Source organism: Atopomonas hussainii (assembly GCF_900109735.1).
Classification (GTDB): Bacteria; Pseudomonadota; Gammaproteobacteria; order Pseudomonadales; family Pseudomonadaceae; genus Atopomonas; species Atopomonas hussainii.
Window position 1 is genome coordinate 165,211 of sequence record NZ_FOAS01000006.1, and the last position, 20,811, is coordinate 186,021.

The window sequence follows — 20,811 nt, forward strand, 5'->3', positions numbered from 1 at the left end:
TGCTGTTCACTGCAAGGAATCACTGTCATGTTGAAAGCCGAATACCAACAGCGCGGGCCCGTACCACAAGACGTTATCAGCGCCGTGCCCCTGCAACTGCCAGCCTTAGGCGCCACGCAGGCACGGGTCAAAGTCTTGGCCAGCCCGATCAACCCTTCTGATGTGCTAACCCTCACCGGGCAATACGGCATGCTGCCGCCGCTGCCGGCGATTGGCGGCAACGAAGGGGTCGGCGAAGTGACCGAGCTGGGCAGCGAAGTAACACACCTGAAAGTCGGGCAAACCGTCCTGCTGCCGGTGGGTTCCGGTACTTGGGTGAGCCAGTTGCAGGCCGAGGCTAAGCAGTTGATCCCCCTGCCCGCTGGCGATGCCAAACAGCTGGCGATGATGACCATCAACCCGCCCACCGCGCTACTGATGCTCAATGAGTTTGTCGACTTACAGCCCGGCGACTGGGTGATCCAGAACGCGGCGAACTCTGCCGTCGGTGGTTACCTGATCCAACTGGCGAAAATCAAAGGACTGAAAACCGTCAACGTCGTGCGCCGCGACAGCGCTGTGGCTGCGGTAGAAGCGCAAGGCGCCGACGTGGTGTTGGTCGATGGCCCAGACCTGCCCAAGCGCGTAGCCCAAGCCACCGGCAAGGCAGCGATCAAGCTGGGTATTGATGCCGTGGGTGGTGCCGCTACCGACCATTTGGCAGCGTCACTCACACAAGGCGGTGTATTGGTTAACTACGGCATGATGAGTGGCGAGCCCTGCCAAGTGTCGCCAGCGTCGTTTGTGTTCCGCGATGTGACCTTAAAAGGCTTCTGGTTGGCACAGTGGTTCCAAAAGGCCAGCCAAGCCGAGCAGATGAAAGTGTTTGGCGAGCTAACCGGGCTGATTGCCAGCGGTAAGCTGGTCAGCCGCATTCATGCCTGCTACCCGCTGGAGCAGATCAAAGACGCGGTGGCCGCAGCGGCGGCGGGTGAGCGTGAGGGAAAAATCCTCGTCACCCCTCACTAAGCACATCAGCAGCGCCCGCCTGCTTAGACGGGCGCTGCTGGATTGATCTGCCGCTGACGGCGCAACACAAACAAGCTGTCGGCAACACTGATGAGCACCGCTAACCAAATCGGCCCGTAGGTCAACAAGCTTTGCCAGCTCAGGCTCTCGCCCAACCACAGCCACGCCAACAAAAACAGCAACACTGGCTCGACATAACTCAAGATGCCAAACAGGCCAAACGGCAGTAAGCGGCTGGCGCTCAGGTAAAGCACAAACGCGGCGGCACTGAGCACGCCCAACCCTGGTAGCAAGAGCCACAACGCAGGCTTACTCAACAAAACCTGCGCCATATCCGGCAGCCACAGCAAGTAAGCCAGTGCTAGCGGAATGAGCAACAGCATTTCCAAGGTCAGGCCCACCAAAGGCTGTAACTGCAAGTGGCGACGCAGCATGAAATACGGCGGATAACCCAAGGCCACCAGCAAGGTCACCCAAGAAAACGCCTGCGTCAGCCAGAGTTCATGCACTACGCCAACCAAGGCCACCCACACCGCAATACGCTGCAAAGGCCGTAAGCGCTCGCCATAAAACACCCGCCCGGCCAGCACCATGGTCAGCGGCAACAAGAAATAACCCAGCGACATTTCCAGCGTTTGCCCCTGTAGCGGCGCCCACAAAAACAGCCACCACTGCACCGCCATCAAAGCGGTTGCCAGCGCAATCAACAGCAGGCGCCAGGGCTCGCGCAGCACGCGGCGTAGCTCGCCGAGCAGCTCAGCTACTCGCTGGCACCACACCACCAAGAGCAACACCGCAGGCAATGTTCCGACCACGCGCCAAGCCAAAATGGCTTGCCCGTCTAACGGCGCCAGCCAAAACACATACGCGGGAATCAAGGCAAACAGGCACGACGCCAGCACCGACCACAACACGCCTTGCCCGGATAAAGGAGCCATGCTTATGCCTCGCGATGGTTACCCCGTGGAGAATAGTCGTCGAGAGGCTGGACGACAGTGCCAACGTGGCCTTTAAGCCGAAGCGGATTTACGAATCCAATACAGGTAGCTGCCTTTATCCTCGCGCTGCTCAAGCAACTCGTAACCGAGGAAATGACAAAACTTGGGAATGTCCCGGCGTGTCGACGGGTCGGTAGCGATCACTTTCAGCAAACCGCCAGCGGGTAACTCACGCACTTTGCCATGCAGCAGCATCACCGGCTCAGGACACATCAAGCCGCTGGCATCAAAAATCATATCCGGGTTATCCACGACAACATCCTGCGCAAAAAACAGCGCGGTTATTGTCGCACAAGCCGCTGCGCTTAGCCGCCAACAGATGTAAAAGCATAAAATTTTACAAAATAGAAAAAATACGCAATAAACAAAAAACAGCAGCACCAACACCAACAACATTCGCAACAATAAAGCCCAGCCAAAAGCATAGACTTTCAACCCATCGAAGCTCACACCGCTTTGGTACTAGGGGCCGCCACAAGCGGCCCCGACCTTGATGCTCCGCAGCTATCCGCTGCCTTGTCATCCGCTTAAGGCCAACCGCAAAGCGCACCACCACGAGAGCCTAGCCATGTTCAATGCCTGCAAGTACCCCCGCTACCATCCCATTCAGTTGAGCGACCGCACGTGGCCGAATCAACGTATCAGCCGTGCGCCGATCTGGTGTGCCGTTGACCTACGCGATGGTAATCAGGCGCTGCTGGAGCCCATGGACGTGGCGCAAAAACAACGCCTGTTCGACCTGCTGGTTAAGCTCGGTTTCAAAGAAATCGAGGTGGGTTTTCCGTCAGCCAGCCAGCCGGATTTTGATTTTGTTCGCCAGCTGATCGAACAGAACCGCATCCCCGATGACGTAACCATTCAGGTGCTGACCCAGGCCCGCGAGCATTTGATTGCCCGCACCTACGAAGCCCTGCATGGCGTTAAGCGTGCGGTGGTGCATGTGTACAACTCCACCAGCACGGTGCAACGCGAGCAAGTCTTTCAGCAAGATAAAGCCGGCATCCGCGATATGGCCGTGCAAGGCGCGCGCTGGGTGCGTGAATACGCCGCACAAAACCCGGCTACCGAGTGGATTTTCCAATACAGCCCAGAAAGCTTTAGCGGCACCGAACCGGATTACGCGGTTGAAGTGTGCAATGCCGTGCTGGATGAGTGGCAGCCCTCTGCCAGCCAGCGCTGCATTATCAACTTGCCTGCCACGGTAGAAATGACCACGCCCAACGTGTTCGCCGATCAGGTGGAATACGTTTGCCGGCACATTCGCTACCGCGAGCACATCGATATTTCCATCCATACCCATAATGACCGTGGCTGCGCCGTAGCGGCGGCTGAGCTGGCCCTGTTGGCCGGTGCCGACCGCATTGAAGGCACCTTGCTGGGCAATGGCGAGCGCACCGGCAATATGGATTTGGTCACCATGGCGATGAATCTGTACAGCCAAGGCATTGACCCTGAGCTGAACTTGGCCGATGCCGACGAGATTATCCGCACCGTCGAGGCCTGCACCCAATTGCCGGTGCACCCGCGTCATCCGTGGGTCGGCGAATTGGTGTTTACCGCCTTCTCGGGCAGCCACCAAGATGCCATTAACAAGTGCTTGCAGCGCCGCCAGAGTGACGACGAGCTGTGGCAAGTAGCTTACCTGCCGATCGACCCCACCGACTTGGGCCGCGATTACCAAGCGGTGATTCGCGTTAACAGCCAGTCGGGCAAAGGCGGCGCGGCGTTTATTCTGCAGCGTGAATACGACCTGCATCTGCCGCGTTATCTGCAACTGGCGTTAAGCCCGCTGGTGCAGCAAGCGGCCGAGCGCGCCGGCGGCGAGCTGCGTGGCGAGCATATTCACGCCTGTTTACAAGCCTCGTTTGGCGCCACCAATGCGCACAGCATCAAGCACCTGCGCTGGGATGACCAACAGGGCTTGCAAGCCACCTTGCACAGCGACGGCCAAGACCTGCTGCTACACGGCAAAGGCAATGGCCCGCTGGATGCCTTCAGCCAAGCGCTGGGGCAACACATCGGCCAAAGCGTGGTGATTCAACAGTTTGACGAACATGCCTTAGGCAAAGGCAGTGATGCCCGTGCCGTGGTCTACATGGCGATCAAGGTTGCCGCAAAAGACTACTACGGCTACGCCGAAGGTGAAGACAGCACTGCTGCAGCGCTGTCGGCAGTACTCAATGCGTTAGCGCACAGCCAGCTGCTGCACCAGCAAGCGCAAAGCGCCTAATACCTGCCGTAAAGTAAAAAGCCCCGCCGACTTGCTTTAGTCGGCGGGGCTTTTTTGTTTTAGGCGTAGTAGTCGACTAAGCCTAAGCCCTGCGTCACCCGCGCACTGCTGGCGGCTGCCACGGCACCGAGGCCTGATTCATCGCTAGCGCTGGCTAACAAGCCGTCATTACGCTCGCCACGTCCGCCCTGCCCTTGGCCTTGCGCGGATTGCTCACGCTGCGAATGGCCCGAAACATTCACATCCACCAAGTTCATCCCTTGGCTGGCGAGCATTTCCCGTAGGCGATGCACTTGCCCTTCCAGCGCTTCGCGCACCGAAGCATTGGGGCTGGTGAAGGTCACTTGCGCTTGGTCTTTGCCATCTAAGTTGATGCGAATCTCCAACTTACCCAGCTCGGCCGGATCCAGATGCAGCTCCGCCGACTTAAGGTTCTGGCTCGACAACCACATGACTTTATTGACCAAAGCCTCGCTAGCGCCGGCCTGCTGAATCGCCACTGCCGCGCCCGGCACCTGCGGCAAAGCGCCACGGTTATTAACTTGCGCTTGACCGGCAAGCAGCGCATTGAGGCTCGAGATGCGTGAGGACAACACATCGGCTTTGACCTCGGGCACCACCTCAGCTTGCGCTTCGCCCATGTCGCCTAAGGCTTGCGCAAAGCTGAGCTTATCCAGGGGCGTATCTTGCTCGGGGGATAAATCCATCAAGCTGGCCAACGCTGTGCTGGGTTGCACGCTCTGCGCCACGGCTTGTTGCGGGCTATTACCCTGCACTTGCGCTTGCACCTGTTGCTTAAGGGCGTCTTTAAGGGTTTGGCTGTCGTCGGTTAAGCGTAAACCCGGTAGCTGCAACACATTGACGCTTTGCTCAGCAAACTGCTGCACAAGCGGCAGCAACGCATTTTGCTGCTGCGGCGAGAGCTTTTGCATGAATGCCGCTAACGCTGCTGGGTCTACCTCGTCGGCGCTTAAGATAGCTTGCAGCTCCTCGGCAAGCTCCGGCTCTAACTGCAGGTCATCCGGCAGCTGCGCCAAGAGCGCCACAGGGTCGACCACCGGCGTTGGCGTCATGCCCGTGGTGCTCGCGCTTGTTTCCGTTTCGCTGCTAGTTGGCTCAGTGCTTTGCTCGGCCTTGCCCGTGGCCTGACTGGGCGTTGTGTCCTTACTGGCATTGCTAGCCGTGGGCTTTTCTGGCCGGCTGCTATCTGGTTTTTTTACTGCCTGCTCTTGGCCACTTTTCTCTTTGGCATACACCTTAGAGAAAGCGCCGGGCTCAGACGATGAGCGTTGAGCAGCGCGCGGCGGAGGACTGACCTCAGCCGGCTTCATGTTAAGCAAAATATCAGGGGCGACAGACATAGCCTTAAGTCTCCGCTACGGGGTTAGTCACCCTGTTAAAGCAAACCTCAGGCCAAAACACATAAAATCTTTAAAATCAGATAGTTAGCTATATTTTAGACAGAAAAAAGAAGCCTTTCGGCGAGCCCTTGCCGCCAGCGGCAAGACTGCCTTGCCGCTCAGTGCGGGGCCTGCATCAGTTCGCGCACAGCAGCGAACTCAGCCTCAATCGCGCTCAGCAGCGCCGGCGCTTGTGCAAGTTGCGCAGTGCGCCCAGCTTCTTCGAGTTGCTTACAAAACCCGGCCAACAACGCCGCGCCCATATTGCTGCAGCTGCCTTTAAAGCTATGCGCAGCATTGCGCACGGCCGGCGCATCCTCATTGGCAATGGCTTGTTGCAACAAGCGAATGCGCTCTTGGGAGTCGCACAAGAAGGTCTCCAACAGCAGCGGGTACTCGTCTTCCATGACTTCTTTAAGTGACATCAACACCGACTCGTCCAAGCGGGGTTCACTCATAATGGCCTTACTCCTCTGCCAAAGTTATTCATGCTGCCAACGTACGCGAATATTCAAACTGCCATCGCCCTCTTCACGCCAGCACTGATCGGCCAGCTCGTGTAACAGGCGTAAGCCGCGCCCAGAAAAAGGCGTCGACGGTGTGTTCATTTGCAGCACATGCTGCGGTATGCCGCCGCCACTGTCACTGACTCGAATGGTTAAGGCGCCGCCTTGCTGATCGGGGCGGTGATCAAACGACAAGCGCACCCAGCCTTCTTTCAGCTGCTCTAAGCGCTGCTGACGCTCGTGGTAATAGGCGGCAAAGCCATTGGCGTCGGCCTTGAGCGCCGAGTCCAGCCCCAGCACACCGTGCTCCAGCGCATTGGAGAACACCTCGGTAAGAATGGTGTGCAAAGTACCGGCCAAGGGGCGCAGCTCCTGCACCTCAAGCAACCACTGCATCAGAAATGGCAGCGGATTAAACGCCTGCAAGGTACTGGCGCGAAAATCAAAACTGGCCGACCAATCCAGCGGGCTTTGTTTGGTGCTGCCAGACACTGGCATGCTTTGCCGTGGCAAGCTGGCCTCATCGACAACGGCGATTTCCACCAAGCTCATATCGTCTTGTTGCTCGCCGGAGAATGCCTGCAAGCCATCACGCACGCTGTCGTAAAGGTTCTCATGCCGTGATGCGGCGATTAGCTCACGCAGGCGCTCTTCACCAAACATTTCCCCCTGCACATTGCTGCACTCAGGCACGCCGTCGGACCACAGCAAAATGCGGTCGCCTTCTTCGATGGCGAACACTTCGCAGTGATCGTTAAAGCGCTCCGCCTCGACAATCCCTAACGGCAAATTGCGCGATATCAACGCATGCTGCGTACCGTCACGCTTGCGCCGTAACACCCCGGCTGGCAGGCCGCCATTCCAGACTTCCAACACCCGTTGGTGCAAGTTCAAATGCAGTAGCGTTGCGCAGCAAAACACCCCAACCGGCAAGATGCGCTTGAGCTTTTGGTTCATCTCGCGCAGCACATCGGCAATCGAAAAGCCCTTGGCGGTCATGCCGTAGAACACTTCGGCCAGCGGCATGGCGCCCACGGCAGCCGGCAAGCCGTGGCCGGTAAAGTCGCCCAAGAAAATATTCATCCCGCCGGAGGGAGTAAACGCGGCGAGCAACAAATCGCCGTTAAACAAGGCAAACGGCGATTGTAAGTAACGAATATTCGGCGCGTGCAAACAGCCGGCGTGGGCAATGCGGTCGAACACCGCCTTGGCGACGCGCTGCTCGGTGAGCAGATGCTCGTTGTGCTTAACGATCAAATCGCGCTGCTGCAGCACAGTGCTGTGCAAGGCGCGCATACGCAGCATGGCGCCGAGCTTGGCCTGCAAGATCACCTTGTTGTAGGGCTTGGAGAGAAAGTCGTCACCGCCAGCATCCAAGGCGCGCACTAACGCTTCGGTTTCGCTTAACGAAGTGAGAAAAATCACCGGGACCAGTTCGTCGCCGGCCAGTTGTTTTATCTGCCGGGTGGCCTCGAAGCCATCCATCACCGGCATCAAGGCGTCCATCAGCACCAACTGCGGGCGCTCTTGCTGGAACAGTTCTACGGCTTCGGCACCATTGCCGGCCACCAATACGCGGTGGCCTTGCTTAGACACAATAGTGGACAGCAGCAGGCGGTCTGCAGCGTTATCTTCGGCAATCAGAACCGTGCAGGCCTCAGACATGGCAAGTAATCAGCCGATCTGGAACAGCTGCTCGAAATTAGAGATAGAGAGAATCTTGCGCACATCACTATTGCAATTGAGCAAGCGAATGCGGGCATTGTCGCCACCGGCATGATCACGCAACAACAGCAGCATACCCAGTGCCGAACTGTCGAGATAGGTCGCACCCTTCATGTCAATGACATAGCTTTTCGGGGTTACCGCCACCTTCTCATAGGCATCACGAAACTCCTGATGCGCACCGAAGTCAAAGCGCCCCTGGATACTGATGGTCAGCTCTTGGCCATCGGCGGAGGCGATTGATGATATGGGCATGGAACGTCCTCAACATGTTGTTTTTATCGTTGCGAAAGACAGGCGAGCGCAGTCTTAGAGCACTGCCGCTTAAGCAAGAATCCCTTAAAAGATGTAGCAGGGGCAAGCGCATCAGACAACTTATTGGCCGTAAAACAGCGATTTTAACCCTTGCTCTGCCTCAGGGCTGGCGATTACGCCAATGGCTGCGGGCCACTAGCTCATCCAACTGTTTCTGCTCGGCCAATGCGCCTTTGTGGGCCGCTTCGGCACGGTAACGTTCGATAACCTTACGCAAGGCCTCAAGACGACCCTGCCGCGCACGCCATTGCAGCGCGGCTTTTTCTTGATGGTTACGGCGCAGGCTAACAACCTGCTGCTGTTGCATGATGGCGGTATCCAGCTGGGCCAGAAAGCGCTGGTAGCGCTGAATCCAGTCGGCGCTCACGCCCTTGCGGCCACTCTCCAGCCAGTTGGCTTGATACTCGCCGCGGTATTGTTCCAGTTCTTCGAGCTTATTCAGCGCGCCTTGCAGCTGCTGCTGGCATTGCCCCAGCACGCGTGCGGCCTCGCGTTCGGCCTTTTCTGCCAGCATGACCGCTGGCATTAAGCGCTGAATACGCGCGTCGGCCATGCGGGTTAACCGTTACCGGGCTGCTGGCCCGGCGCAGCAAACAACGGCCCCAGCGGCGCCACGCTGTCGGCAAAGCCATGGCTGTTATTCAAGCCCTGGTGCAGGTACTGCTTCATCAGGCCTTGGCGGGCAATGGCTAAGTCGGTTTCCGGATCGCCGCCCGGCACATAAGCACCCACGCTGATCAAATCGCGGCTTTGCTGATAGCGCGACCACATTTGCTTGAAGCGCTGCGCCTGCTGCAAGTGCTCCGGGCTAACCACCAGCGGCATCACGCGGCTGATTGAGGCCTCGATATCAATCGCCGGGTAATGCCCCTCTTCTGCCAAACGCCGCGACAACACAAAGTGGCCATCCAAGATGGCGCGCGTGGCATCGGCAATCGGGTCTTGTTGGTCGTCCCCTTCAGACAGAACGGTATAAAACGCGGTAATCGAACCACCGCCCTCAGCACCGTTACCGGCACGCTCAACCAACTGGGGAATTTTCGCAAACACCGACGGCGGATAACCCTTAGTGGCTGGTGGCTCGCCGATGGCCAAGGCAATTTCGCGCTGGGCTTGGGCATAACGGGTGAGTGAATCCATCAGCAACAAGACGTTTTTGCCCTGATCGCGAAAATATTCAGCGACTCGCGTGCAATACATGGCGGCACGTAAGCGCATCAACGGCGCATCATCCGCTGGTGACGCGACCACCACGGCACGCGACAAACCGGCGGCACCTAAGGTGTGTTCGATGAACTCTTTAACCTCGCGACCACGCTCACCGATCAAGCCCACCACAATCACTTCGGCCTCGGTAAAGCGGGTCATCATGCCCAGCAGCACGCTTTTACCCACGCCGGAGCCAGCGAACAAACCAATCCGCTGCCCACGACCGACCGTCAATAAACCGTTAATGGCCCGAATGCCGACATCTAAAGGCTCATGAATCGGCTGGCGGGCCAAGGGGTTAATCAAGGGGGCATCAAGGCTTAGCCAGTCTTCGGCGGCAAACGGCGGCAGGCCGTCCAGCGGTCGGCCAATGCCATCCAGTACACGGCCCAGCATGCCTTTACCCATCGGCAGACGCCCGGCATCCGGCAAGGGCACCACGCGCGCGCCCGGCGCAATGCCGGCCAGCGAGCCCACCGGCATCAGGTACAGTTTGTCGCCAGCAAAGCCCATGACTTCGGCTTCTACTTCTGTGCTGCCACTGGCTTCTTCACTGATCACCCGGCAGCGGCTGCCAACGGAGGCGCGTAGGCCTTCAGCTTCTAGGGTTAAGCCGACCATACGAATCAGCCGCCCGGCCACGGCTGGGCGCTCACTGAGCTTGGCCGCTTCGCTGTAGCCGCTTAAGCGTTTAGCGAAGCTAAGCCGCTCAATCTTCATCGTTATCGTCTGCCGGCTGGTTTTCAGTAGCCGCGCCTTGCTCGCGCAGCGCTTGCGCGAGGCCATCGGCCTGCTCGTTACGTTCTTCGCCGTCAGCCAGTTGTTGTGCTTCTGCTGTTTGTTCTGTTGCGTCTATTTCTTCTGCCTCGCCCTGCGGTGCTGCTGCGCCAGCCTCCAGCGCCGCACCCGGCGTTGGCTCGTCTAGCGCCGATTCAGGCAAGCTTTCTTCAGCTGCGACCTGCTCTGCCGCTGCACTTGTCGACTCAGCTGGCGGCGCGTCTAAGACTGCTTCCTCTGCCAATTCTTCCGTGGCCTCAGGCGCATTGGGCGCCGCTTGCGCGGTTTGCTCAGCCGCTGGTGCCGGTACCGGCGCCGGCGGCAAATCATCCAGATCAATCTGCACATCGGGCTCGGCAGGGTGCGCTTGTTGCGCCTGCGCTTGTTGGTCGAGCTGCAGCATGATCTGCTCAAGACGACGATCGACACTGGCGTCAATCAAGCTATGCCCGGCTTCAATGCGGCAGCCGCCGGGTAGCAAGGTGTCGTCTTCGAGCAGTTTCCATTGCTCGTCATGCCGTGCGCGCAGGGCCTTGATGGTGTCCATGTCCTGCGGATTCAGGTAGATACGCACATGCTCCGCGCCCATCGGCAGCGCTTTGAGCGCCTCACGTAGTACATGCGCGATCTGGCTAGAGTCGGTTGTCAGCTCGCGACGAATCACCGCCTCGCTGACCTGTTTTACCGTACTCAGTAGCGCCTGCTCGATAGCCTGATCTTGCTCGGCGATGGGCGCCAACAATTGCTGCATGAGCAACTCTAAACGCTGCTCCATATCGGCTAATCGCTGCTGATACTCAGCCTCGGCTTTGGCTTGCCCGGCGGCATAGCCGTCTACCTCGCCGGCGTTGTAGCCTTCTTGATAAGCCTCTTGGGAGATTTCTTCGAGCTGTTCTAAGGTCAGCGGCTGCGGCGCTTCGTCAAGCTCTTCGCTGTGGCTGTGCACAGCCTCATCGGCAGATTCACTGGCGCTGCTGCTTTTCTCAGCGCCGGCCTCTGCGCTTTGCGCGGCCTCTTCGTGATCGACCTCCACCACATGGCCTGGGGCGTCATCAAAGCTGGGCAGGCTCCACAACCCGAAGCTGCCGACATCCTCCCCACGCAACAGCTCTGATGCTTGCTTGGCCATGGTTTAGATCATCTCCTCGCCACCCTTGCCGCCCAGAACAATTTCGCCCGATTCGGCCATACGGCGGGCAATGGTGAGGATTTCCTTCTGCGCGCCTTCCACTTCGCTGACCTTGACCGGGCCTTTGGCCTCGAGGTCGTCACGCAACAGCTCGGCAGCACGCTTGGACATGTTCTTGAAGATTTTCTCTTTGATCGCATCGTCGGCACCTTTCAGCGCCAGCACGAGGATATCCGACGACACTTCGCGCATCAGCGCCTGAATACCGCGGTCGTCGACATCGGCCAAGTTGTCGAAGACGAACATCAGGTCTTCGATCTGCCCAGAGAGGTCTTCGTCCACTTCGCGGATCGAGTCCATCAGCGGGCCTTCGACCGAACTGTCGAGGAAGTTCATGATGTCGGCCGCACGCTTCACGCCGCCCATATTGGTGCGCGTGGAGTTGGCGTTGCCGGAGAATTGCTTCTCCAGAATCAAGTTCAGCTCTTTCAGCGCCGCCGGCTGCACGGTGGTCAAAGCTGCTACCCGCAGGACGATATCCAAGCGCACTTTAGGGTCGAACTGGCCGAGAATTTCCGCCGCTTGGTCGGGGTCGAGGTAGGCCACCACAATGGCTTGAATTTGCGGATGCTCGTAGCGAATCACATCGGCCACGGCCCGCGGCTCCATCCACTTCAGGCTGTCGAGGCCGGTGGTTGAGCCGCCCAGCAGAATCCGGTCGATTAGGTTATTGGCTTTATCCTCGCCCAAGGCTTGAGTAAGCATGTTGCGGATATAGCCATCGGCGCCGATGCCCAAGCTGGTTTGCCCGCCGACCACGTCGACGAACTCGGCCATCACCTCTTCCACTTGCTCTTTGTGGATATTGGTCATGTGCGACATGGCCACGCCGACCTTCTGCACTTCTTTGGGCCCCATATGCCGCAGCACTTGCGCGGCATCGGTTTCGCCTAACGACAGCAGCAAAATGGCGGCCTTTTCGACGCGCGATAATTTGGCGGTTGGGCGGGCGACGTCTTCACTCATCGGCGTTAATCCACTCTTTCACGACCTGTGCCACACGGCCTGGATCTTCAGCCACCAAGCCTTTGATGGCATTTAACTGGGCGTCATAGCCCTCACTAGGACTGGGCAGCATGATGGCGTCGCGGCCACCGATACTCACGCGATCATCGGCGAGGTCACCGGACAGCCCGGCCATATCGCCCAAGTCGATGTCGTCACCACGACCACTGCCACCCTCACCGTGGCCTTTGCCACCGTGAATGATGTTGTGGAACACCGGCCGCAGTACGGCATACACCAAGACCAGAATCAGGATAATGCCCAGCAGTTGTTTGATGATGTCCCAGAACCACGGTTGCTGCCAGAAGGGAAACAGGCCTTCTTCTTCCAGCTCGGGCGTGGCGAATGGAGTGTTCACCACGCTGACGCTATCGCCACGGCTGGCGTTGAAACCTACGGCGTCTTGCACAAGGCGGGTAAAGCGCGCCAAGTCTTCGGTTTTCCACGGCGTGCGGGTCACTTCGCCGCTTTCCGGGTTGACGATGACTTTGTCATCCACCACCACGGCCACCGACAAGCGAGTCAGGCGACCTTGCTGCTGTTTGGTGTAGCTAATCGAGCGATCCAACTCATAGTTGCGCGTAGCTTGCGCGCGGGTGTCGCTCGGCGGTGGCAATTGCACCGGCTGGCCAGTGACCGGATCAATCGGCGCTTGGGCGACCGCTTGCTGGGCTCCTTCGGCGGTTTCTGGTGCTTGCGCCGCACCCGGTGGTTGGTTCGACAAGGCTCCCGGAATGCCTTGCACCGGGTCGCTGCTTTTGCGTTTTTCTTGCAGGGTTTGCTCGCTGCGCAGCGCCGGCTGATCGGGGTTGTACATCTCCGAGGTGGATTCGACGCTATTAAAGTCGACATCCGCCGAAACCTCGGCCTTAAAACGGCCGTCGCCAAGCACGGGGCCTAAGATGCTTTGCACCCGCTGGGTGAGCATGCTCTCAACCCTACGCTCGTAATCATATTGACGCGAGGCGACCGTCAAGCCGGCGAGGCTTTCCTGATCTGAGAGCAGATTGCCTTTTTGGTCGACCACCGACACATGGGCTTTTTCCAGCTCCGGCACGCTGTTGGCGACCAGATTGATGATGGCGCTGACCTGCCCTGCCTCAAGGCTGCGACCGGGATACAGATCAACCAGCACCGAGGCGCTGGGTTTGCGGTTATCACGCACGAAGACGGAGCTTTTCGGAATCGCCAAATGCACCCGTGCGCTCTTCACGCCGGTTAAACCGCCGATGGTACGCGCGAGCTCGCCTTCTAGGCTGCGGCGCATGCGCTGGCCTTCCATAAACTGGCTGGTGCCCAGCGGCTGGTCGCGGTCCATGGCCTCATAGCCGACTAAACCGTCCTGCGGTTTTACCCCGGCTTGGGCGAGTTTCATTTGCGCGCGCGAGTAGTCGGTGGATTTGACCATCACCACGCCGGTATCGGGGTTCATGCGAAAACCAATATCCGCAGCGGTCAGCACCTCAAGCAATTCGGCGCTATCGACACCGGCCAGACTGCCCGACAGCGGGCGGTAATCCGGCTGCTGCGACCACAACACCACGGCAAAGCCCACCGCTACGCTAGCCGCCAAGCCAACCATCAGGCCGAGCTGACGCAGCAGACTCATCTCCGAGAGGTTTTCTAAGAAGCGCAAACCAAACAGCGGCTTGCTTTCTAGCGGGCCAGCAGCGCTGGCGACCGGGGCGTTTTCAGTTGCGGCAGCCATCAGGCATTACTCCGGATCAAATCGGCATCTTCATGATGTCTTCGTAGGCGGCAACCAGCTTGTTGCGCACCTGCGTCATGGCCTGAAACGACACACTGGCCTTTTGCGACGCCACCATCACGTCGGTCAGATCAACGCTTTTATCACCCATCTCAAACGCGGTAGCCATTTGGCTGGCGGCTTGCTGGGTTTCGTTAACCTTGTTGACGGCTTGGCTGAGCATGTCTGAAAAGCTCGGCGCTGGTGCCTGACCTTCGGCCACTTCGGGCTTAGCCTGTGGCTTGGCCATGGCCTCCATTTGCATGGCGCGCATTTCCAGCATCAGTCTGTTGAACTGTACACCCTGGCTCATGCTTGATCCTCCGACCACGTTTTTTTGACGCGTGTGGTTTGCTTAGCAGGTATTTAGCAAGCACGGTGCCAACATGCCGCGAGCACGTTAGCCACTGCATCTGAGCCATTGCGCCTAAAAACCCGCTGTCAGAAAGCCGCCAGCAAAACGCTGCACGCCAAAAGCACAAAACCCGCCACTCGGTGAGAGTCAGCGGGTTTTGTAGACGTGCGGGGTAAACCGCTGGCCGAGTTAGTCGTCCAGCTGCGCCATGATCTCGTCGGGGATCTCGGCGTTGTGGTAGACGTTCTGCACGTCGTCCAAGTCTTCCAGCATGTCGATCAGCTTGAGGACTTTCTGCGCGGTCTCTAGATCAGTTACTGGCGCGCTGATGTTCGGCACCATCGCCACTTCCGATTCTTCACCTTTAAAGCCGGCTTCAGTCAGCGCTTCATTCACGCTTAAGAAGTCAGCAAAGCTGGTGGACACCAAAGCCGAGCCGTCGTCACCCATCTCGATGTCTTCAGCGCCGGCTTCCAGCGCCGCTTCCATCAGGGCTTCTTCGTTCACGCCGGCGGCAAAGCTGATCTGCCCTTTGCGCTCGAACATATAGGCCACTGAGCCGTCGGTGCCCAAATTGCCGCCACACTTACTAAAGGCATGGCGCACTTCGGCAGCGGTGCGGTTGCGGTTGTCGGTCATCGCTTCGATGATCAGCGCCACGCCGCTCGGTGCGTAGCCTTCGTAACTCAGCTCGACCATGTTGTCGGCTTCGTTATTACCCGCGCCACGCGCAATGGCGCGGTCGATGGTGTCGCGCGGCATGTTGGCGGTCAGCGCTTTATCCACCGCCAAACGCAAACGCGGGTTATCGCCCGGGTTTGGCCCGCCGTGTTTGGCAGATACGGTCAGTTCGCGGATCAGTTTGGTAAAAATCTTGCCCCGCTTGGCATCTTGGCGGCCTTTGCGGTGCTTGATGTTGGCCCATTTAGAATGTCCGGCCATAACGCACTCCGTTTTTCTTAACAAACCTCAGCACATTGAGCACCGAGGTGAGAACCGTTGCGAGCGCCACTCAGGCAAGACGGCAGGTAATGAGCAAGCGCAGTTTGCAAATGCAAATGAGCATTGCGAATCGCCTGCCAACACAGCCTGAGCAAGCGCAGCAGGTTATCACTCAGCCTTGGGCTGTTCGCGCAGCTTAATGTGCAACTCACGCAGCGCCTTGTTATCTACCAACCCCGGCGCCTGAGTCATCACACAGGCAGCGCTCTGAGTTTTCGGGAAGGCAATCACTTCACGAATCGAGCTAGCGCCAGTCATCAGCATCACCAAGCGATCCAGACCAAAGGCCAAACCACCGTGCGGCGGTGCACCGAACTTCAGCGCATCGAGCAGGAAGCCGAACTTCTCTTGTTGCTCGTCTTCGCTGATGCCCAGCACGTCGAACACGGCTTGCTGCATCTTCTTGTCGTGGATACGAATGGAACCACCGCCCAGCTCAGTGCCGTTGAGCACCATGTCATAAGCGCGCGACAGAGCGCCGGCCGGATTAGCCTTGAGCTCTTCAGGGCTGCAGTTTGGCGAAGTAAACGGGTGGTGCATGGCGGTCAGACTGCCGTCGTCGTTTTCCTCGAACATGGGGAAGTCCACCACCCACAGCGGCGCCCACTCACAGGTGAACAACTTAAGATCGTGGCCAAGCTTGATGCGCAGGGCACCCAGCGCCTCGGAGACGATCTTGGCCTTGTCAGCACCGAAGAACACGATGTCGCCATCCACGGCACCCACGCGATCAAGGATCACATTGATGTTGTCCAGCGGGATGTTCTTGACGATCGGCGACTGCAAGCCATCGACCCCAGCGGCACGCTCGTTGACCTTGATATAGGCCAAGCCTTTAGCACCGTAGTTGCCGACAAACTTAGTGTAATCATCGATCTGCTTACGCGGCATGCTCGCCCCGCCCGGTACGCGCAGCGCAGTCACGCGGCACTTGGGATCGTTGGCCGGACCAGCAAATACCTTGAATTCAACCTCTTTGAGCTGATCTTCGACATCGACCAGCTCCAGCGGGATACGCAGGTCCGGCTTGTCCGAACCGAAACGACGCATGGCCTCAGCCAGGGTCATGTGCGGCAACTCGCCGAACTCGACGTCCAACACTTCCTTAAACAGGTTGCGGATCATGGTCTCGGTCAGACCCATGATGTCTTTTTCATCGAGGAAGCTGGTTTCGATGTCGATCTGGGTGAATTCCGGCTGACGGTCTGCACGCAGGTCTTCATCGCGGAAGCACTTGGCGATCTGGTAGTAACGGTCAAAGCCCGACACCATCAGCAGCTGCTTGAACAACTGCGGCGACTGCGGCAGGGCAAAGAAGCTGCCGGCGTGAGTGCGGCTCGGCACTAAGTAGTCACGTGCGCCTTCCGGGGTAGCGCGGGTCAGGATCGGGGTTTCGACGTCGAGGAAGCCGTTGTCATCTAAGTAACGACGGATGCTCGAGGTGATGCGCGAACGCAGCTTGAGCTTGGCGGCCATTTCCGGACGGCGCAGGTCGATAAAGCGGTAGCGCAGGCGGGTTTCTTCACCCACGTCGCTGTACTCATCCAGCGGGAACGGCGGAGTTTCCGCTTGGTTCAGCACGGTCAGCTCGTAGCCCAGCACTTCGATGGCGCCAGACGCCATGTTGGCGTTGCGCGCGCCTTCTGGGCGCAGACGCACACGGCCTTTAACCTGCACCACGAACTCGCTGCGCACGCGGTCGGCCTTGGCAAAGGTGTCAGCGCGATCGGGGTCAAACACCACTTGGGCCAGACCTTCACGGTCACGAATATCGAGGAAAATCACCCCACCGTGGTCACGGCGACGGTGTACCCAACCGCACAGGCTGATTTCCTGACCGTCGAGGCTTTCATTCAGTTGGCCGCAATAGTGGCTGCGCATCATCTTAATAATCTCTCGCGTGTGTTCCGAGGTTTAAACGTAAGGGCCTTCAGTCTTGCGCGGCGCAAGCGCCGGCGCCACAACCACCGGCAGCGCAAGCCGAAGCGCTGTCGCTGGAGGCCAAATTCTTCTTATTGCCGGTTTTAAAATCAGTTTCGTACCAACCCTGCCCGCCTAAGCGAAAACCCGGCAGCGACAGCAGCTTTTGCAACGCGGGCGCCGCGCAAGCTGGGCATTCGAGCAGCGGCTCAGTGCTGACCCTTTGCAGCTTTTCAAAACGATGCGCGCAGGCTTGGCACTGATATTCATAAATAGGCATACAGCGCCCCAAGCGTGGCAGCCAGCTGCCGACAAAGCCGCGAATTATAGACTGATTCCAACGCCGCATGCAGCCATTGGGCGCACCGCAAATCGCCACGGGCTTTCTATACTGCAAGCAAGCCCTCAATCGCGCACCGAGTTTTGCCATGCATGTCGCTCGCCCGGAAGACTTAGAAACCGATCTACTTGATGAGTTTCGCTACGAATGCGCAGAGCAATTCGCCCTCTGCGAAAAACTGCTGCTAGAGCTGGAACATCAACCCGGCAACACCGAGCTACTGCGGCAGTTATTCCGCGCCGTGCACACCGTCAAAGGCAGCTTGGATTACGTGGGCCTGCACACCCTGGTGCCGCTACCGCAAGCCATTGAGGAGTTACTCGAACCCCTGCGTAGCGGCGACATCGAATTCGACAGCATGCTTGGCGATGTCTTACTGGTGGGCCTCGACCGCCTGCGCAACATGATTGCCCTAGGCCTTGCCGGGCAAGACATTGGCATCGGCGAAGCGGCATTTAAAACCCTCTGCCAACGCTTTATTGATTTAGCCCACGCCAAACAGGCTAACCCCGCCGAGCGTCGAGAAACCTTAGTCGCCCTCGACCCGCAAACCCAACTACCCAGCCAAGCGCAGGCACAAGCGCAAAGCCAGCAAAGCGCCAATCCGCTAGCCGATTACCAACTGCAAGACGACCCCGATCTAACCTTCTTTCTTGGCATGATTGAAAGCGCCGAAGCGCGCTCGCATTTCTGGGCGGGGCGTTGTCGACGGCAGCTGGCGCTTTGCCTAGCGATGAACGATATCGCCGGCCGCCCCATTCCCATGGAGCAACTCGCCGCAGCAGCGCTTCTGCATGACTTCGGCATGGCTTTTCTGCCGCTGGAGCTGCTGCATAAAGATGGCAACTTCAGCAGCGAAGAACGCCGCATGATCCAATGTCACCCACGGCAAACCCATGAAATGCTCCGCCGCATGCCGCGCTGGCAAGAAGCCGCCGACATCATTCTTTGTCACCACGAACACGCCGATGGCAGTGGCTACCCCAAACATCTGCACGAAAATGACATACCCGCTGGCGCGCAAATCATCGACATCGTCGACACCTTTGAAGCGCGCACGCACGAACGCGCCCATCAAACCCTCAGCAAAAGGCCGGTGATTCGGGCCATTTTAGAAATCAATAACCAAGCCGGCCGCCAGTTCAGCCAACATTGGGTAGAAATCTTCAACCAAACCCTGAAGAGTCGCCCGGAACTCGCTCGTGATTAACGCAAAGATGGCTAAATAACCTTTGATTTATTAAGCTCAATACATACCGCCCAGCCCACCTGTTGCCAGAAGCTCACGGATGTCAAAAGCCAAATCACGGAACCTGATGGATCTCTTCCCGGAAGAAACTCGGGATGCGGCGAACCTGCTCAAGCAGGCCGTGCCCAACATGGTGCGTCACGACATCCCGCCCAATCCGATTCACTATGCGCTCTGGTACAGCTACGCGCAGGGGCACAATAACGAGCTCAAGCAGCGTCTGGATCGCATCGTCAGTAACTTTGCCGTTTTCCCGCCCGAGGCAGCCCTCAAGCTGTACCGCGAATACATCATCCAAAACGAACTTGAAGAAGCCCGCGGCGGCCAGCAGCAAGTGATTGACGTAGTGGATGACCTCGAGCATGAAGTCACCCGCTCGCTGGACGACAGCAAGCACTACGAAAAAAGCCTGAAACACGGCCTTGAAGTGCTACACGAGCCGGTGATGGACGAGCTGCCCACCGTGCTGGAAGAACTGCTCGATAGCACCTACGCCATGCAAGAGCAGCAAGAGAAATTTCTCTACCGCCTGCAGGCCGCGCAAGCTGAAGTGCAGTACCTGCGCAACCAACTGAAAAAAACCCAGATGGCGGCCAGCCTCGACGCCCTCACCCAAGTGTTTAACCGTTTTTCGTTTAACCGCTTTCTGGAACAAGCGCTGGCAGAGAAACACCCCAGCGCCGCATTGATCATGCTGGACTTGGATCACTTCAAAGCCTTCAACGATCAATACGGCCACGTATTGGGCGACCGTGTATTGCAAACCGTGGCGCAAATGCTGCGTGAGCAAACGCCGAGCAATGCCATCTGTGCGCGCTACGGCGGCGAAGAGTTCGCCATTATTTTGAACCCCTGCGGCAACCTCAATGAAGCCCAAGCCTTGGCCGAAACCCTGCGTGCCAAGCTGCAAAGCCTACGGGTAAAAGTGCGTAACACCGACAAAACCCTCGACAACATCACCGCCTCTTTCGGCGTTGCCTTAGCGCAACCCGGTGACAGCCTCGACAACCTGATCCACCGCGCCGACCAAGACCTGTATCGCGCCAAACGCAATGGTCGCAACCGCGTCAGTGGCCCGGGTAATCAACGCAAACCCTCCTCCTGAGTATTTGAGCCCACCGCGCCTTTACGGTTAAATATGCGCCGCCAAGTTTGGCGAACAGTTTCTACCGTTTTTTATCCCGTTTAAGGTGCTACTCCTTTGAAAAGTCTCAAGATTATTCACTTGGTTACCGGTGCTGCGGCACTGCTTTTGTTTGTTATTGGCGCATTCCGCGATGGCGCCAGCGGCTTGGCTGGGGCAGACACCCTGCTGTTGGCCATGCTCGGTATTACTCACCTGTTAATGGCCCCCCTGCTGCGCGGCAGCAGCAAAGCCACCCTCGTACAGCAACTGGTCAGTGCTTTTCTGGTGCTGGCGGTGATTCTGCAAACCGCCACTGTGTTAGCTCCGCTGGGCACACTCGCCGGTAATGTGCCGGCCGCTGCACTGGCACTGGGCGCTAGCCTGCTGGCCGCCATTGTCGGCCTGATCGGTGCCGGCCAGAGCAACAGCCAGGTTGCCAGCCAAAACTACCCAGAACCTGAGGAAGGCCGTGAGCAAGGCACCGTGAAGTGGTTCAACACCTCCAAGGGCTTTGGTTTTATCAGCCGTGAAAACGGTGACGATGTGTTTGTGCACTTCCGCGCGATTCGTGGCGAGGGCCATCGCATCCTGATCGAAGGCCAGCGCGTTGAGTTCGCGGTTGCCAACCGCGAGAAAGGCTTGCAAGCCGAAGACGTGGTGATCTTCGCCAGCTAAGCAGATGTGAAGCACAAAAAAGCCCCGACCAGTTC

19 protein-coding genes and 1 pseudogene are annotated in these 20,811 nt (G+C 58.2%); 5 read left to right on the forward strand and 15 right to left on the reverse strand.

Annotated elements, in window-relative coordinates; genetic code table 11:
* Window positions 1-27: 27 nt before the first annotated feature.
* Complete coding sequence (locus BMX80_RS07550; protein ID WP_074866953.1) at window positions 28-1,008, forward strand: zinc-dependent alcohol dehydrogenase family protein; 981 nt, start codon at window positions 28-30, stop codon at window positions 1,006-1,008.
* 23 nt (window positions 1,009-1,031) lie between these two features.
* On the opposite strand, the gene rarD is transcribed toward BMX80_RS07550, so the two are convergent.
* Window positions 1,032-1,946 (reverse strand): EamA family transporter RarD, encoded by a 915-nt coding sequence (gene rarD, locus BMX80_RS07555; protein WP_074866956.1) that lies wholly within the window; start codon window positions 1,944-1,946, stop codon window positions 1,032-1,034.
* A gap of 72 nt (window positions 1,947-2,018) precedes the next feature.
* Window positions 2,019-2,258: a sulfurtransferase TusA gene (gene tusA, locus BMX80_RS17940; RefSeq protein WP_074867057.1), complete on the reverse strand. Its 240-nt coding sequence runs from the start codon at window positions 2,256-2,258 to the stop codon at window positions 2,019-2,021.
* Window positions 2,259-2,574: 316 nt separating this feature from the next.
* Between tusA and leuA the strand changes: the two genes are divergently transcribed.
* Window positions 2,575-4,236 (forward strand): 2-isopropylmalate synthase, encoded by a 1,662-nt coding sequence (gene leuA / locus BMX80_RS07565; RefSeq protein WP_074867059.1) that lies wholly within the window; start codon window positions 2,575-2,577, stop codon window positions 4,234-4,236.
* Between the two features lie 59 nt (window positions 4,237-4,295).
* Here leuA and BMX80_RS07570 read toward each other — a convergent pair whose 3' ends face one another.
* The 13 genes and pseudogenes from BMX80_RS07570 to BMX80_RS07630 all read right to left on the reverse strand — a co-directional run bounded on the left by BMX80_RS07570 (window position 4,296) and on the right by BMX80_RS07630 (window position 17,666).
* Complete coding sequence (locus tag BMX80_RS07570) at window positions 4,296-5,597, reverse strand: flagellar hook-length control protein FliK (protein ID WP_083394274.1); 1,302 nt, start codon at window positions 5,595-5,597, stop codon at window positions 4,296-4,298.
* Window positions 5,598-5,755: 158 nt separating this feature from the next.
* On the reverse strand, window positions 5,756-6,094 hold the full coding sequence (locus BMX80_RS07575; protein WP_074866960.1) for an Hpt domain-containing protein: 339 nt from the start codon (window positions 6,092-6,094) through the stop codon (window positions 5,756-5,758).
* Between the two features lie 24 nt (window positions 6,095-6,118).
* Window positions 6,119-7,807: an ATP-binding SpoIIE family protein phosphatase gene (locus tag BMX80_RS07580; protein WP_074866962.1), complete on the reverse strand. Its 1,689-nt coding sequence runs from the start codon at window positions 7,805-7,807 to the stop codon at window positions 6,119-6,121.
* Between the two features lie 9 nt (window positions 7,808-7,816).
* Window positions 7,817-8,122: an STAS domain-containing protein gene (locus BMX80_RS07585; protein ID WP_071870403.1), complete on the reverse strand. Its 306-nt coding sequence runs from the start codon at window positions 8,120-8,122 to the stop codon at window positions 7,817-7,819.
* 160 nt (window positions 8,123-8,282) lie between these two features.
* Entirely contained in the window at window positions 8,283-8,735 is a 453-nt protein-coding gene (gene fliJ / locus BMX80_RS07590) for a flagellar export protein FliJ (RefSeq protein WP_071870404.1), read from the reverse strand.
* A 5-nt stretch (window positions 8,736-8,740) separates the two neighbouring features.
* Window positions 8,741-10,111, reverse strand: a complete 1,371-nt coding sequence (fliI, locus tag BMX80_RS07595; RefSeq protein ID WP_074866964.1) for a flagellar protein export ATPase FliI — start codon at window positions 10,109-10,111, stop codon at window positions 8,741-8,743.
* Window positions 10,112-10,466: 355 nt separating this feature from the next.
* A pseudogene (gene fliH, locus BMX80_RS07600) lies at window positions 10,467-11,297 on the reverse strand (flagellar assembly protein FliH); the annotation flags it as partial.
* A 3-nt stretch (window positions 11,298-11,300) separates the two neighbouring features.
* The gene (gene fliG, locus BMX80_RS07605) at window positions 11,301-12,323 is read right to left on the reverse strand and encodes a flagellar motor switch protein FliG (RefSeq protein ID WP_071870407.1); all 1,023 of its coding nucleotides are present in this window, start codon (window positions 12,321-12,323) and stop codon (window positions 11,301-11,303) included.
* Window positions 12,316-14,070 (reverse strand): flagellar basal-body MS-ring/collar protein FliF, encoded by a 1,755-nt coding sequence (gene fliF, locus BMX80_RS07610; protein ID WP_074866969.1) that lies wholly within the window; start codon window positions 14,068-14,070, stop codon window positions 12,316-12,318. Before fliF ends, fliG begins: the two co-directional genes overlap by 8 nt.
* Before the next feature lie 16 nt (window positions 14,071-14,086).
* Window positions 14,087-14,422, reverse strand: a complete 336-nt coding sequence (gene fliE / locus BMX80_RS07615; protein WP_071870409.1) for a flagellar hook-basal body complex protein FliE — start codon at window positions 14,420-14,422, stop codon at window positions 14,087-14,089.
* A gap of 231 nt (window positions 14,423-14,653) precedes the next feature.
* Window positions 14,654-15,406 carry a YebC/PmpR family DNA-binding transcriptional regulator gene (locus tag BMX80_RS07620; RefSeq protein ID WP_071870410.1) on the reverse strand — a complete coding sequence of 251 codons (753 nt, stop codon included), beginning with the start codon at window positions 15,404-15,406 and terminating at the stop codon, window positions 14,654-14,656.
* Window positions 15,407-15,574: 168 nt separating this feature from the next.
* On the reverse strand, window positions 15,575-17,350 hold the full coding sequence (gene aspS / locus BMX80_RS07625) for an aspartate--tRNA ligase (protein ID WP_074866971.1): 1,776 nt from the start codon (window positions 17,348-17,350) through the stop codon (window positions 15,575-15,577).
* A 46-nt stretch (window positions 17,351-17,396) separates the two neighbouring features.
* Complete coding sequence (locus tag BMX80_RS07630; RefSeq protein ID WP_074867061.1) at window positions 17,397-17,666, reverse strand: FmdB family zinc ribbon protein; 270 nt, start codon at window positions 17,664-17,666, stop codon at window positions 17,397-17,399.
* Between the two features lie 67 nt (window positions 17,667-17,733).
* Between BMX80_RS07630 and BMX80_RS07635 the strand changes: the two genes are divergently transcribed.
* From BMX80_RS07635 to BMX80_RS18040, 3 genes are all read left to right on the forward strand, one after another.
* Window positions 17,734-18,936 (forward strand): HD domain-containing phosphohydrolase, encoded by a 1,203-nt coding sequence (locus BMX80_RS07635; protein ID WP_235821618.1) that lies wholly within the window; start codon window positions 17,734-17,736, stop codon window positions 18,934-18,936.
* A gap of 106 nt (window positions 18,937-19,042) precedes the next feature.
* Window positions 19,043-20,080 carry a GGDEF domain-containing protein gene (locus tag BMX80_RS07640; RefSeq protein WP_407922781.1) on the forward strand — a complete coding sequence of 346 codons (1,038 nt, stop codon included), beginning with the start codon at window positions 19,043-19,045 and terminating at the stop codon, window positions 20,078-20,080.
* Between the two features lie 96 nt (window positions 20,081-20,176).
* Window positions 20,177-20,776 carry a cold-shock protein gene (locus BMX80_RS18040; RefSeq protein WP_071870413.1) on the forward strand — a complete coding sequence of 200 codons (600 nt, stop codon included), beginning with the start codon at window positions 20,177-20,179 and terminating at the stop codon, window positions 20,774-20,776.
* Window positions 20,777-20,811: the final 35 nt, after the last annotated feature.